Below are 13,588 nucleotides of genomic sequence, written 5' to 3'. Positions count from 1 at the left end.
GAGGCAAGAAGAAATGACGTAAATGACTATAAATTTGGAAACTCATTTCTAAAATTTAAAAATATTACAGTCTCATCATAAAGGAATATGATATGAACCTGTTCAATACCGCATCTGCAAAAAATCTGCAAACAACCCATTTAATTAATCAACATACTGTACATGCCGCCCCTGTTTTAGCCTTACCTCCAGAAGATAAAACGTCTTTATTTCGCCGCTCTATCCAACATAATTATGCTGACTTACTCAAAATAGCGGAAGATTCAGATATGGCTATTGGTCTTACAGACCATCACGGGACTCTCTTATGGACATGGAGTAGTTCTGCAATGCTTTCTTCTGCCGAACAGGTTCATTTTATTGAGGGTGGGCATTGGTCTACACAGGCTGTTGGGACCAATGCGATTGGTATGACGTTGAACAGCCAAATATCAAGTTGTGTCTATTCTCATGAAAACCAAATGGACAGTGTTCGAGATTGGGTTTGTTATGCCGCGCCGATCTGGGATCCGACATCAGGGCAATTTCATGGCATTATTAACCTTTCCACAAAATATAAAAAACATACTCCTTTGGGGCTGCTTGCAGTTGAACGCTGTGCGGATTTAATACAACGAGCCATAAAGTTTGAACAGCAAAATTTTTTATACATTAAGGCGCTAGGCTCGCCTTGGGTTCAATTTAATGGGCATACCTTGAACTTGAGTCACCGTCAAATTGAAATACTTTGCATTTTAGCTTTGCATCCCCATGGCATTGGCTTAGAAGAGTTACACTATGCCCTTTATGGTGAGCGTAGTGTCAGCCTAAAAACCCTAAAGGCTGAGGTTTCACAACTTCGTAGCCTATTACCTCATTCAATTGAGGCTCGCATTTATAGGCTTAGCTGTGAAGTCCAATGTGATTTTTTACGCGCTGAACAATCATTAAATGCAAATCTTATTTCCAGTACATTCTCGCTATATAAAGGTAGCTTTCTCTCTAAATCAGAAAGCCCTTTACTCAGCACTTGGAGACATTGTTTTGATGCCCGTTTAAGCCAGTTGATCTATCAAATAAAGGATATCGATCAATTATTAAGAATTATTGAGCAAACACATGACCGAATTGATGCGGTACAGCGTTTATTAGAGTTATTACCACAGGACAGTATCCACCGTAATTATTTTTCAAATCTGATTTAGATTTGATCTGTTGCTTCAACTCTAAAGTTTTATTGTGAAGCAGATTGAAAAGGAAGTATGATTTTCATACTTCCTTTAATAAAACTTAAAATTGAGAACTAAATACAGTGAAGTCTAGTAATTCACTTACCCAGCTTTGACACCTAGTTTGTCGCTGCAAGGTGTATCCATGCCATTACTACAGCTTTAATAGTTAAAACCACCAAATCTTATAGGTCTAAGTTATGTAAGTATGATTTACCATAAGCGCACGTCTATGCCGTGATGGTGACGATAAATATTTAAGAATGCTGACAAGCTTCACCCACCGTTGGTGGTATAGAGGATCGGCATCCCCTTTCTTAAAGGGGTTTCAATGAGGTGTGAATAGCCTCCACTCTTCTAGACAAATTTAGTCTATTCTTAAGACCTTTTTAGTAGGAAAATATCTATTCATAGCTAGGTTCATGAACCAAATATTTTACAAGTTATAACTTTAGTACTCTAAGTAATTAAATTTGTTGTTTATTAAACATAAATTTAATTGTGAACTAGATTCTAGGTGAACATAAGTTAAATTGATATCAAGTGGCAATATTTTCATTAATATTGATATATGGTGATGATTTACTCATTTTAATTGTCAATATTTCTTATGCTGAAAGTATTCATAGGTTTCAATCGCAAATAGAATAACCGCATTTAATAATGCGGTTATAATTTTAACCTTTGATTGGTAAAGTTTTTAAATATTTTCCTGTTCATATTCTAAAATTGCTTCTTTTGCAATACGGAAACTATCTACAGCAGCTGGCACGCCACAGTAAATTGCTACTTGCAAGAGTACTTCTCGAATTTTGTCTTTAGGCACGCCATTACGTAAAGCTCCTTTAACATGTAGCTTCAATTCATGCGGACGGTTTAAGGCTGATATCATAGCCAGATTAATTAGACTACGTTCAGGTTTGCTCAGTTCTTCACGTCCCCAGACCGCTCCCCAACAATACTCCGTGACCAGTTCCTGTAAAGGTAAGTTAAAATCATCAGCATTGTTGATCGAATTATTGACATAAGCTTCGCCAAGTACCTGTTTACGAATCGCTAAACCTTTTTCAAATTTTTCATTACTCATTAGCCTAATCCTCCAAATAAGGTGTATTTGATTTCGAGATAATCTTCAATGCCATATTTTGAGCCTTCGCGCCCTAAACCTGACTGTTTAATTCCACCAAACGGTGCAACCTCATTTGAAATCAAGCCTTTATTAATTCCAACCATACCGTACTCGAGTTGTTCACTCATGCGCCACGCACGACCTAAATCTTGTGTGTAGCAGTAAGCAGCTAAACCAAATTCTGTGGCATTGGCCATCTCAATTGCTTGTTGCTCAGTTTCGAACTTAAAAATTGCAGCTAATGGTCCAAAAGTTTCTTGAGTTGCAACATCCATCTCTGCAGTTACATCGGCAATAATGGTCGGTTCGTAAAATAACTCACCAGCGCTGTGTTGTTTTCCACCTGCAACCAGGCGTGCATTTTTCTCTAAAGCGTCTGCAACGTGAGCTTCAACCTTTTTAACTGCGTTCGCATTGATTAATGGGCCGATTTCATTGCCTGCTTCTAAACCATTACCAATAGCAAATTTCTGAACTTTTTCATTTAATGCAGCGATAAATTTTTCATAGATGCCCGCTTGTACTAAAAAGCGATTTACACAAACACAGGTTTGACCTGCATTGCGGTATTTGGCAATTAAAGCACCTTCAATCGCTGCATCTAAATCAGCATCATCAAATACAATAAAAGGTGCATTACCACCAAGTTCTAAAGATACTTTTTTAAGCGTCTGGGCTGAACGCTGATAAAGTAATTTACCGACAGGTGTCGAGCCTGTAAACGTAAATTTACGTACATCATCGCTTTCAAAAATGGCATCACCAATTGTAACAGCATCACCTGTAATCACACTGAGGACTTCAGCAGGCACGCCTGCTTGTACGGCTAAATCGACCAAACCTAATGCAGTAAAAGGAGTTTCTGGGGCTGGTTTAACAATACAAGGACAACCGGCTGCCAATGCAGGTGCAACTTTACGGGTAATCATTGCAGCAGGAAAATTCCAAGGTGTAATGGCTGCAACAACACCAATAGGTTGTTTATTTACCACAATACGAGCATCAGGATAAGGACTTGGAATAATATCGCCATAAACACGTTTGGCTTCTTCAGCAAACCACTCTACAAAACTGGCTGCATACAAGATTTCACCACGTGCTTCAGCCAAGGGTTTACCCTGTTCGCTGGTTAAAATGAAAGCTAGTTCATCTGCATGCGCAACCATCAGATCAAACCATTTTTTTAAAATAGTTGAACGCTCTTTCGCAGTCTTATTTTTCCATACTGTCCATCCTGTAGCTGCTGCCTGAATGGCACGTTCAGCTTCTGCTTTGCCCATGTTGGGCACAGTGCCAATGATCTCTTGCGTGGCAGGATTATAAATATTAGAAGTATTTTGATTATCTGCATCACACCACTGCCCAGCTACGAATGCCTGTTGGTGAAATAAAGCCATATCATTGAGTTGCATACCGATTATCCTTGTAAAGTAGGTGAAGAGTTATCAAACTAATTTAATTTGATCAGCTTACACCTACTATCTATTAACTTTGTATTATGGCATACCAAAAAAATCTCGAAAATTTTTTCGGTTCCCCGAATGTTATAACTGGATTTAGAAATAGTAGAATAAGGTTAAATTTAATAATTTATTCCATTCATTATCATCACCCATTGCCAATGAATTCTGATTACCACCAATAAATGGATCATTCTTGCTCATAATGTATTCTGTAGTTAAAGCCAGCTTTTTATGTTCAATTGATATACCCAAAATATTACGAATAGAGTCTTTTGAACCTGCCTGATCTTTATCATATTGGCTATACATAAAATAAGGCGTAATGTTGCCAATATGCTTCACTTCTTTAAAAGCGTAACCAATATCCGCCGTGTAATACGTTGCTTTATTGCTCACATAGTATTCAGTGTCGTAAGAACCCATTAATGAAGCTTGCGCGTTAAGAACATCTTTATTGCTCACATCATTTTTACCACCCGTTAAGGTAAGCCCCAAATTGCCATAATTGATTTTGCTGAATAATGACCACGCATTACGATGTCCAGTTTCAGAGGTAGTTTTATTCTCAATATTAGAAGTCCAATATGAAGCACCAACTTGTGTATTCAGTCCTTCAACCCCTAAAAGTAAATCTTGAGTAATACGCCCTACCCACATATTTTTTTCTTGCAGCTCACTCTTGGTAGCATCATTTGAACTGACATAATTGGCACTATAACGCCCCGAGTCTTTTGTTGTACCGACATAATGCCCTCCATCCACAGCAAAGAAACCTACGTCAAATTTAGTCGAACTTGGCAATTCAAAGTGATAGTTTAGACCTAAATTATGTACATCTTCTAAGCCCGCTGTAGTATTGATACTGCCATATAAACTGGTGTTCCAGAAACGTCCAGGCCCAAATGCAAGGGGTTGCATACCCACCACCCATTGATCTGTCTCACTAATCTTGTAGCCGACATAGCCATCCACCAAAGTCGAAAAGTCGCATAAGGTGTCATATTGATAACAACGATATTCAGCATGTCCAAATAATTTGCCGCGTTCGTAATCCAATTTAAGCTGAGCAGCATCAAAACGGATTTTTTCGTCAGAAGCCGCTTCGCCATAATCTTTGTCTTGATAATTGCCTCGCACATAACCTGAAAATGTCAGTTTTCCGGTGTCCGCATTAGGATCCCCAAAACTGATCCCCGCATAACTTGGTATCCATGTTGTGAGCATTACAGATGCGACTGCCCACTGTAAATAATGTTTTTTCATGATATAGATTCCATTCCAAATTTAATTTTTACTGATGCGCTTTCACATTCATCTGAGGGTGTGACGATTTAATCTTTCCTAGATTAAATACGTAATACACAATAAAACTGAAAACCAAACCAACTATCCAAGAAATATCAACATCTTGAATTACATTAGCAAAGGGTCCTGTGAAGAAAGCATTGGTTAAAAAAGGAATTTGAACCGCAATTCCGATAAAGTAGGCAGTTAATGCTTTAGCATTAAATTTTCCGTAAATTCCGCCATCTTGGGCAAAAATAGATTGGATGTCGTAAGATTTTTTATTGATGACATAAAAATCTAATAAGTTAATTGAAACCCACGGCACCAAGATAAACAGTAAGGCAAAAATCACATTAAGGAAGAAGCTAATAAAGTTACTAGATGCCCACAATGCAGTAAACGTAGCCAGAATTAAAACAATGACTGATAAAATGATACGGATATTTTTGCTTGGCATCCATCGACCTGCAAAGGTCTGAATAGAAGTAATACAAGATAAAACTGCACCATACAAATTCATGGCATTGTGACCAATGATATTACAAAGAAATAAGATCATCAGTGCATAACCAAACAGTCCTGTACCTGATTTAACTGCTTCCATTGCATCTGTTGTTGAACCAATCGCTACCGCAACTGTACCGAAGCCCATCGCAAAGATTGTGCCCAACGATGCGCCCAAATATGTATAAATAAATGGTTTATAAATTCCGATACTTTTAGGTAAATATCTTGAGTAGTCTGAGGTATAAGGTGAAAAACTAATTTGCCACACAGCACATAGACCAAACATGGCAAACCATCCCTTCAGATTAAAAGCACCTTTGGCCAGTACTTCTGCATTGATATGTGGAATCATAATCATTAAGCCAATTAACAATGAGCCGCCCATAAACCAGGTGCCGATCTTGTTAAATTTATGAATAAAATGATAGCCAATCACACCAATAATAGTTGCTACAATTGCACCAATCACAGTTGCAGCTGGGATGGGAATTGCAGGAACAACTGTGTGTAAAGTTTTGCCTGACAAAATAATATTGGAAATAAAGAAACCCAGATAAATCAGCGTCGTAAATAATACAACCAGCAATGCGCCATAACGTCCAAACTGTGCACGGCTTTGAATCATTTGTGGAATACCGACCTGAGGCCCTTGGGCAGACGTCAATGCTAGAATACTTGCACCAAAAAAGTGTCCACAACAAATGGCCACTAATGCACTAACCAAACTTAAGTTAAATGTAAGCATGGACATTGCACCTGTAATTACAGCTAACGGTGCAATATTGGTACAAAACCATAAAGTAAATAGATCCCGAACTTTTCCATTTCGTTCAGAAGGATCAACATAATCAATAGAATGACTTTCTATAGCGAAAGCATTTTTTTCATTTTGGCTCATATCCTTAATCTCTCTTTGAGGAATTCATTTCCTTCAATTTCAATATATTAGTGAGAGTGACTTTAGGTTTAAAAAAACCTGCCTTGTCGGTATTATTTACAAAAAATCGAACAGAGCTCTGTCATTTCAAAACCACGACTATTGCTGCTCTGGTCAATTCTTCAGAGAAAAAAATGAAGTCTGCCCAATTGATACTGATTCAGTATCAACATATGCTCCTTTTAGGAGTGATGCTGTGCTAAAGACTAATACTATTTAGAATTCGACTTATTCATATTTTCTTCCTGAAAATCCATCCCTATTCAGCCCCTTTTGTGATGCTTTAACGCATCACAAAAGGATCGGCTATCGGTTCATCTGAAGTCCGTAACCAAACTGTTTTGGTCGTAGTGTAGTCCAACACCGCATCGGCACCTCCCTCTCGGCCATGGCCCGATAAACCATGTCCTCCAAAAGGTGCGAGTGGTGAAACCGCACGATAGGTATTTAACCAAACAATGCCTGATCGAATTGCTTTGGTCATGCGATGCGCACGGCTTAAATTGTTGGTAAAGACTCCAGCAGCAAGACCGTAAGGGGTGTTGTTGGCCTTCTGGATAGCATCCAATTCTGTGGTAAAACTCACCACCGATAGCACTGGCCCAAACAGTTCCGTCATAACACAATCAGCTTGCGGTACATCGCTGCAATCTAAAATTGTAGGCGGATAGTAATACCCTTCTCGCTCTAAAGATTTTCCGCCAATCAGTAGTTGTGCACCTTGTTGAAGTGAACTTGCCACCACTTGTTCAATTTTTTGACGTTGACGCAGTGTACACAATGGACCAAATTCAGTTGCATGATCATCAGGTAAACCAATTTTGATAGTTTGTACGCGCTCAACCAAACGCTGCACAAACTCATCTTTAATAGTTGATTCAACCAACAAGCGTGAGCCAGCAACACAACTTTGTCCTGTTGCCGCAAAGATTGCCGCAACTTGTGCATTTACCGCACTTTGTAAATCAGCATCGGCAAACACAATAAAAGGAGATTTACCACCCAACTCAAGCGAAACTTTCGCCAGGTTTTCAGCCGAATTACGCACAATATGTTTTGCTGTTTCTGGACCGCCTGTAAATGCAACATGCGCTACATCCGGATGGCTACTGAGTACAGCACCGCATTCAGGTCCAAAACCGGTAATCACATTGACCACACCTGCTGGAAACCCTGCTTCATGGACCAAACGCGCAAAAGCAAGTAACGGTGCGGGTCCTTCCTCTGAAGCTTTAAGGACAATACTGCAACCTGCTGCTAATGCTGGACCAACTTTAACTGCTGATAAAAATAATTGACTATTCCAAGGGACAATTGCTGCAATTACACCTACTGGCTCACGGATCGTCCACGCCTGCATATCTGGTTTATCAATTGGTAGATAGCTGCCTTCAAGCTTGTCAGCAATACCTGCATAGTATCGATAATACTCTGCGACATACGCAATCTGACTTGAAGTCTCACGAATAATCTTACCTGTATCATTAGTTTCATACTGTGCTAATTGTGGCGCAGCTTTCTCGATCAAGTCAGCGAGTTTATACAGCAATTTTCCTCGCTGTGAGGCAGTTAATCCTGCCCAAGCCTCATTTTGCAAGGCCTTAGATGCAGCAGCAACTGCACGATTGACTTCATTTGTACGTGCTTCTGGCATTTTTGCCCAGACCTGACCAGTTGCTGGATTAATACTGTCAAACTGTGCAGCACCATCCTCAAACTGACCATTGATATACAACTGGAATGGAGAAGTCATGTCTTCTCTCCTATGCAAATGCGGGCATAACCTGATTGATCATACGTTCTAGCGATGCTTTTTTGCGTTCAAAGCTCATTCCGGTGTCAATCCAGAATGAATATTCGTTATATCCCATGGCTTCATAGGCTTTTAAGCGATCAATCACTTCTTGGGCTTGACCAATCACATTATTTTTACGCATTGCTTCAGGAGTATAGAATGGATGTTGTGCCATTTCTTCCTTGCTAATTGGTGCAATTAAACCTTGACTAATCTCACGCTCATTTTTAAACCATGCGCCAAAATAGTTATAAAATGCATTGATTTCATCTGCGGCAAGCTGAGCATCTGCTTCACTATCTGCAACATAAGTATGGCGCAGCAACATGATCTCAGGACGAGGAACATCGGCAAATTTCTCACACGCTGCGTTAAAATGCCCCATCAATTTTTCAACTTCGTCATCACCGAAATGCAATGGCGTGACTTGTACATTACAACCATTTTCGACTGCAAATTCATGGCTATTCGGATCACGAGCTGCCACCCAAATTGGGGGATGTGGTTGTTGTAAAGGCTGAGGCGCTGAGGTGGTTTTAGGGAACTGCCAAAACTCCCCATTATGCTCATAATCACCTTTCCAGAGGTTTTTAACTGCAGGAATCATTTCACGTAAACGTTGACCGGCACCCCAGGCATCCATACCTGGTACCATACGTTCATATTCAAATGAATATGCACCACGTGCAATTCCGATATCTAAGCGTCCATTACTGATAATATCCGTCATGGCAGCTTCACCTGCCAATTTGATCGGGTGCCAGAATGGTGCAACTACAGTTCCAGTACCTAAACGGACATTTTTAGTTTTGTTTGCAATATCAGCCAGATTAATAAATGGATTTGGCGCAATGGTAAAATTCATTGCATGATGTTCACCTGTCCAAATTGCATGCATACCGCCTTTATCCGCAATCTGGCAAAGTTCGATCATTTCATCGTAGAGCTGCTTCTGTGTTTGTTGATCAGAAACGCGTTCCATGTGCACAAATAATGAAAAACGCATAGTTAAACTTCCTCTTTAACAATTTGACGAACCGTACCACTGGTTTGATTACCGTAATAAACACCATAAGTTTTCAGATGATTTTCTTTGCGATAGCGCATTAACATACTTTGTAAAGCACTATCTACAAAAGTCAGTTGATCTAGATCATTGAGATCAACAAATTGACCTTTATGCGCATCTAATACGGGGGTATTACATAGGAACGCAATATATTGTTGTTGCGTGGTCACATCATCGTAAACTGAGTAAATGAAACTCGGTGATGCTGCTGGCTGATAGGCAGCAAAGATTTTTTCCAAGGCTTTTTCTGCCCCATCTTTATCCACCATGAGATGTGGTAACGTCCAGCGACCATCTGCATTTTTATCGAGCAGAATCTGATTTTCATGTCCAATCAAAGCCATCATCATGACTTTCATGCTCGAGATGACATCAGTAGAAGATTTTGCTGGAGTGAAGTAAGCACCACGATAATAACCAAGACCTGCAAAACCTGCCGAAGCAAAATTTTCAACTTTACCAATTAGAATTGCATGATCACCAGCATCTACCATTTGGTAAGTCGTACAATCAAACCATGCACTGACATGATCAATAATTGGGTTTTGATTTTCACTAACAGACCAAGCCAAGCTTGCAAAGCGATCATCACTAGGACGAGCGAATGTATTTGAAACATCCTTTTGCTCTTCTGCCAAAATATTAATGGCAAAGTGTGAGGCATTTGCAAAATTATTATAATTGCTTGATGTCTTGGCAATGCTGACAAGCAACAAAGCTGGGTCCAAAGACACCGAAGCAAAAGAGTTGGCTGTAAAGCCTAATGGTGTTCCATCATCTTTACAGGTAGTTACTACCGTAACGCCTGTCATGAATGACCCAAAAGCATCACGTAGTTCACGTATTTTATTTACTTTATCCATTTCACTCATTGTTATATTCCTTCATCAATGTGTGGAGCTTAAACGTTCGTTTCAAGCCATTTCTGCATTGCATTATTCACTTTATCTGGTGCCGTCAAGTTCACCATATGACGTTCATTTTCAATGACTATAGCTACGCCATTTTGCGCCAGACTTGCCATTTCCCTTGCCATTTCTGCGGTTGAGTTAGGGTCATGAGTACCCGTTAAAACCAAAGCAGGACATGCGATCTTAGACCATTCATCAGCGTAGACTTCATCACCACAGGCAAAAGCTGAATACGCTGTGGTATAACCTGACAAATCTACGTTTTCTAGCCACGATTTAACATGATCTGAGGCAATGCGCTCAATTTCGCTATCGCCAAACCAACGCTGTAACGGTGTTTCTACATCAATATGACCTGTCTTTAACTCTTCAGCACGCTTTATCACTGCATTCCGAGCCTGTGGCGTACGTTTATAAACACCATTCAATACAGCCATACGTTTGACTAAATCAGGTCGGGTTACGCTAACACCAGTCGTAATTAGCGAACCCATTGAATGTCCTGCTAAATTTACTGCACCAATATTCAGTGCAGTAATAAACTCAATGGTCCAATCGACAAAATCTTGTAATTTCGCCTCATCTGCCAATTTTGTACTTTGCCCATGCCCTGGCATGTCCACAGAGATCACTCGATAATGTTTCGAAAAGAACTCGATTTGTGGATACCATGCCGCTGCCTGCATTCCTACTCCATGGATGAGAACCAAGGGTTCTCCTGTGCCCTGCTCAAAATAATGAGCAATCCTGTTATTTGACAGCTGCTGGGTTTTTGACATCATGTCCTAACTCTTCCAAATCTTGATAACGGTCACCAATACGATGATGTGGTCGACCACCTGTAGAACCCGCAATCACAATCACAATCTCATCGGCAGCAGGTGCATCTGGAATTGCAAACTGTAAAGTTAAATAGTGAGAACGTCTGCCTTCATCATTTTTGTCCATCATTGGAACAAGAATGGATGCATTGGCGGGACCTCGGGTATTGTTAAATGCAAGGTAGGATTTCGCACCTACTGCATTGCGGTATGTGTTGCCAAAGTGCAAAGTATGAATCAGGGCAGATGCATGTTCCAATTCCCCATCTAAGCCCACAACTGCACTTTTACCAAAGGCTTCTACTGCTTCGCCTGAACCAATTTCATCAATAATAAGCTTCGTTAAATGCTCACTTAAAATCGGAGCAATTCGACGAATTTCTGGAGTTAAATTTTCAACATAACCTTGCCCTGCCCAAGGATTTTTAATCACTGCAGCAGCAGCAACCATTTTCAATGGGATTGTTGCCTCTTTGCCTCCATCAACATAAGTAGTTTCTACATGGAGCACCGTTTTACGTATAAGGTTCATTTTTCTTCCTTGCTTGAGATTTCACTTAGTAGTTCGTATTATGGTATACCATAATACATAATGAAAAAAAGACAAGAGTTTGTTATGCTCTTTTTATGTAAAAAACGTGTAACAAAATTTGTAAAATCAAATTTAGGAATATGATGTGTCTATGAGTCTTAAGATTGAAAATCCACCAGTCACATTACGTGAACTATGTTTGAATAAAGTCCGTAATGCCATTATTACTGGCTATTTCCCCTCTGGAAAAAGATTAGTTGAACGAACTTTATGTGAAGAACTTGGTGTAAGTCGGTCTGTAGTAAGAGAGGTAATCCGCTATCTTGAAGCCGAAGGCCTTGTTGAAATTTTGCCAAATAAAGGTCCGATTGTTTCACTACTAAATTGGGATATTGCTTCTCAGATCTATGAAATTCGTCTTCTATTAGAGCAAAGTGCGGTCGTTGATTGCACTCAGAACCTAACTGATGATAAAGCTGAACAAATTAAGAGTTTACTTGTTGAACTTGAAAAAGCATTTACTAATGATGATATCAATTTAATTATTGCGACCTCTTCAAAGCTCTATGAAACTATTTTCACCATAGCTAAACATTATATTGCCTGGGAAGTAGTACAACGTTTAAATGGCCGTATTAGCCGGCTTCGAGCCATGACCATGAAATCTACTCAACGTGAAATTTCAGGCTATCAACGTATCAAAAATATGTGTGAAGCTATATATCTTTATAAAGATTCGGAAATGGCAAAACAGGCTGTAGCGGAACATATTACTGAAGCGGCTCTGGTTGCCAAAAATATCTTAGACAAGTGATATCAATTAATACTTTAGAAAAACCAGTCTCACATTTATCAAACATAGGGAACTTTTATATGTCTGCATACTGGATTGCACATGTCACTATTCATGATATGGAAAAATATAAACGATACATGTCGATAGCACCTTTAGCCTTTGAAAAATATGGAGCTAAATTTCTGGCACGAGGTGGCAAAGCTACTTGTCTAGAAGGGGCTGAATATGAGCGTCACATCATTATTGAATTTTCAGATTTAGCCACTGCTCAAGCTTGTTATTATTCTGAGGAATACGCTAAAGCAAGAGCAGCTCGTGAAAATTGTGCTGATGTAATGATTACTATTGTAGAAAGTTTAAATTAAGAAAACAGGTGGTGTTTCAAAAAGTATGCTGGGCTTAAATGCAGCCATTATTGATGTAGAAGAAGGTTAAATCGAAAGCCTTAAAGTGGTTTTCTAACTTTTTCGAAAAATTACAGCTTCTCCTAAACGACCATACAAAGTTAAAACCTATCTTTGAAATATTAGTCAATTCAGAAGATGAAGATATTCTGAAAAAAATGGGAAGATTTTTCAGTCAAAAATTTTGGTCAAAAAGATCAGGTAGCCGTGAAATACCATGCCGCTGCAAGCAGCAGTGTAACTACGAGCGTGTCAGATAAGGAATGCTTGGCTGCAATGCATAAAGACAATCATCTAGCGGCAACAAGGTGCGTTTTCGAAAAGCAACAATTGCTGCCTCATCTTCAGGCGATAACACGCTTGAGCGAGGATTCTTTGGTCCGGTTGTCAGATCATCTACTGAAGTGCGTTTCTTCCATTTTGCGACAGTCGTATGATTGATGCCGTAACGCTTGGCCAGTGCTCTTAAGCTCTCTTGACTATTTTGTATTGCTCGACGCACTGCCTGTGTCGTTGTGGCGCTGCTGTGTAGAACTTGTCCCATAGTGCTTCCTTCCATTTATCTGAGAATATTGCACCATTAAAATCTGGGACTAAACACCTAGATACAAATGCTATTACGAGAGTCATTCAGCAATGGCTTTGTTGCACAAAGATTTGAAATGCAAAGCGCCCCTAATTGAGCCAAATTTAAGGCGTAACTTGGGTAAGTGGTCGACCTAATTCCGT

12 protein-coding genes and 2 pseudogenes are annotated in these 13,588 nt (G+C 39.6%); 3 read left to right on the top strand and 11 right to left on the bottom strand.

Features of this window, described 5'->3' with window-relative positions:
* Positions 1-92 precede the first annotated feature (92 nt).
* Positions 93-1,184: a sigma-54-dependent transcriptional regulator family protein gene (locus tag NI465_RS14895; RefSeq protein WP_253145839.1), complete on the top strand. Its 1,092-nt coding sequence runs from the start codon at positions 93-95 to the stop codon at positions 1,182-1,184.
* 724 nt (positions 1,185-1,908) lie between these two features.
* Here the strand turns inward: NI465_RS14895 and NI465_RS14890 are convergent.
* From NI465_RS14890 to NI465_RS14850, 9 genes are all read right to left on the bottom strand, one after another.
* On the bottom strand, positions 1,909-2,295 hold the full coding sequence (locus NI465_RS14890) for a carboxymuconolactone decarboxylase family protein (RefSeq protein ID WP_177155611.1): 387 nt from the start codon (positions 2,293-2,295) through the stop codon (positions 1,909-1,911).
* Positions 2,295-3,749 (bottom strand): NAD-dependent succinate-semialdehyde dehydrogenase, encoded by a 1,455-nt coding sequence (locus NI465_RS14885; protein WP_253145838.1) that lies wholly within the window; start codon positions 3,747-3,749, stop codon positions 2,295-2,297. Before NI465_RS14885 ends, NI465_RS14890 begins: the two co-directional genes overlap by 1 nt.
* A 144-nt stretch (positions 3,750-3,893) precedes the next feature.
* Positions 3,894-5,063 carry a hypothetical protein gene (locus tag NI465_RS14880; protein WP_253145837.1) on the bottom strand — a complete coding sequence of 390 codons (1,170 nt, stop codon included), beginning with the start codon at positions 5,061-5,063 and terminating at the stop codon, positions 3,894-3,896.
* A 28-nt stretch (positions 5,064-5,091) separates the two neighbouring features.
* Positions 5,092-6,492: a purine-cytosine permease family protein gene (locus NI465_RS14875; protein ID WP_253145836.1), complete on the bottom strand. Its 1,401-nt coding sequence runs from the start codon at positions 6,490-6,492 to the stop codon at positions 5,092-5,094.
* Between the two features lie 322 nt (positions 6,493-6,814).
* Entirely contained in the window at positions 6,815-8,284 is a 1,470-nt protein-coding gene (tgnC, locus tag NI465_RS14870; RefSeq protein WP_177155615.1) for a (Z)-2-((N-methylformamido)methylene)-5-hydroxybutyrolactone dehydrogenase, read from the bottom strand.
* A 10-nt stretch (positions 8,285-8,294) separates the two neighbouring features.
* The gene (gene tgnB / locus NI465_RS14865) at positions 8,295-9,332 is read right to left on the bottom strand and encodes a flavin-dependent trigonelline monooxygenase oxygenase component (protein ID WP_177155616.1); all 1,038 of its coding nucleotides are present in this window, start codon (positions 9,330-9,332) and stop codon (positions 8,295-8,297) included.
* A gap of 2 nt (positions 9,333-9,334) precedes the next feature.
* Positions 9,335-10,267, bottom strand: coding sequence for a flavin-dependent trigonelline monooxygenase reductase component (gene tgnA / locus NI465_RS14860; RefSeq protein WP_177155617.1), 933 nt, complete (start codon positions 10,265-10,267; stop codon positions 9,335-9,337).
* 29 nt (positions 10,268-10,296) lie between these two features.
* Positions 10,297-11,088, bottom strand: coding sequence for an alpha/beta fold hydrolase (locus NI465_RS14855; protein ID WP_253145835.1), 792 nt, complete (start codon positions 11,086-11,088; stop codon positions 10,297-10,299).
* Complete coding sequence (locus NI465_RS14850) at positions 11,057-11,659, bottom strand: amino acid synthesis family protein (RefSeq protein WP_253145834.1); 603 nt, start codon at positions 11,657-11,659, stop codon at positions 11,057-11,059. The genes NI465_RS14855 and NI465_RS14850 overlap by 32 nt, the downstream gene beginning before the upstream one ends.
* 151 nt (positions 11,660-11,810) lie before the next feature.
* Between NI465_RS14850 and NI465_RS14845 the strand changes: the two genes are divergently transcribed.
* Both NI465_RS14845 and NI465_RS14840 read left to right on the top strand, forming a co-directional pair.
* The gene (locus tag NI465_RS14845) at positions 11,811-12,473 is read left to right on the top strand and encodes a GntR family transcriptional regulator (RefSeq protein WP_253145832.1); all 663 of its coding nucleotides are present in this window, start codon (positions 11,811-11,813) and stop codon (positions 12,471-12,473) included.
* 59 nt (positions 12,474-12,532) lie between these two features.
* Positions 12,533-12,820 (top strand): DUF1330 domain-containing protein, encoded by a 288-nt coding sequence (locus tag NI465_RS14840; protein WP_253145830.1) that lies wholly within the window; start codon positions 12,533-12,535, stop codon positions 12,818-12,820.
* A 34-nt stretch (positions 12,821-12,854) separates the two neighbouring features.
* Here NI465_RS14840 and NI465_RS14835 read toward each other — a convergent pair.
* Both NI465_RS14835 and NI465_RS14830 read right to left on the bottom strand, forming a co-directional pair.
* Positions 12,855-12,950: pseudogene (locus NI465_RS14835) on the bottom strand (IS1 family transposase); the annotation flags it as partial.
* 153 nt (positions 12,951-13,103) lie between these two features.
* Positions 13,104-13,403: pseudogene (locus NI465_RS14830) on the bottom strand (IS481 family transposase); the annotation flags it as partial.
* Between the last annotated feature and the right edge of the window lie 185 nt (positions 13,404-13,588).

The organism is Acinetobacter lwoffii, assembly GCF_024129855.1.
GTDB lineage: Bacteria > Pseudomonadota > Gammaproteobacteria > Pseudomonadales > Moraxellaceae > Acinetobacter > Acinetobacter lwoffii_L.
The sequence above is the reverse complement of the archived record's forward strand: the minus strand, read 5'-3'. Positions and strand labels throughout refer to the sequence as shown.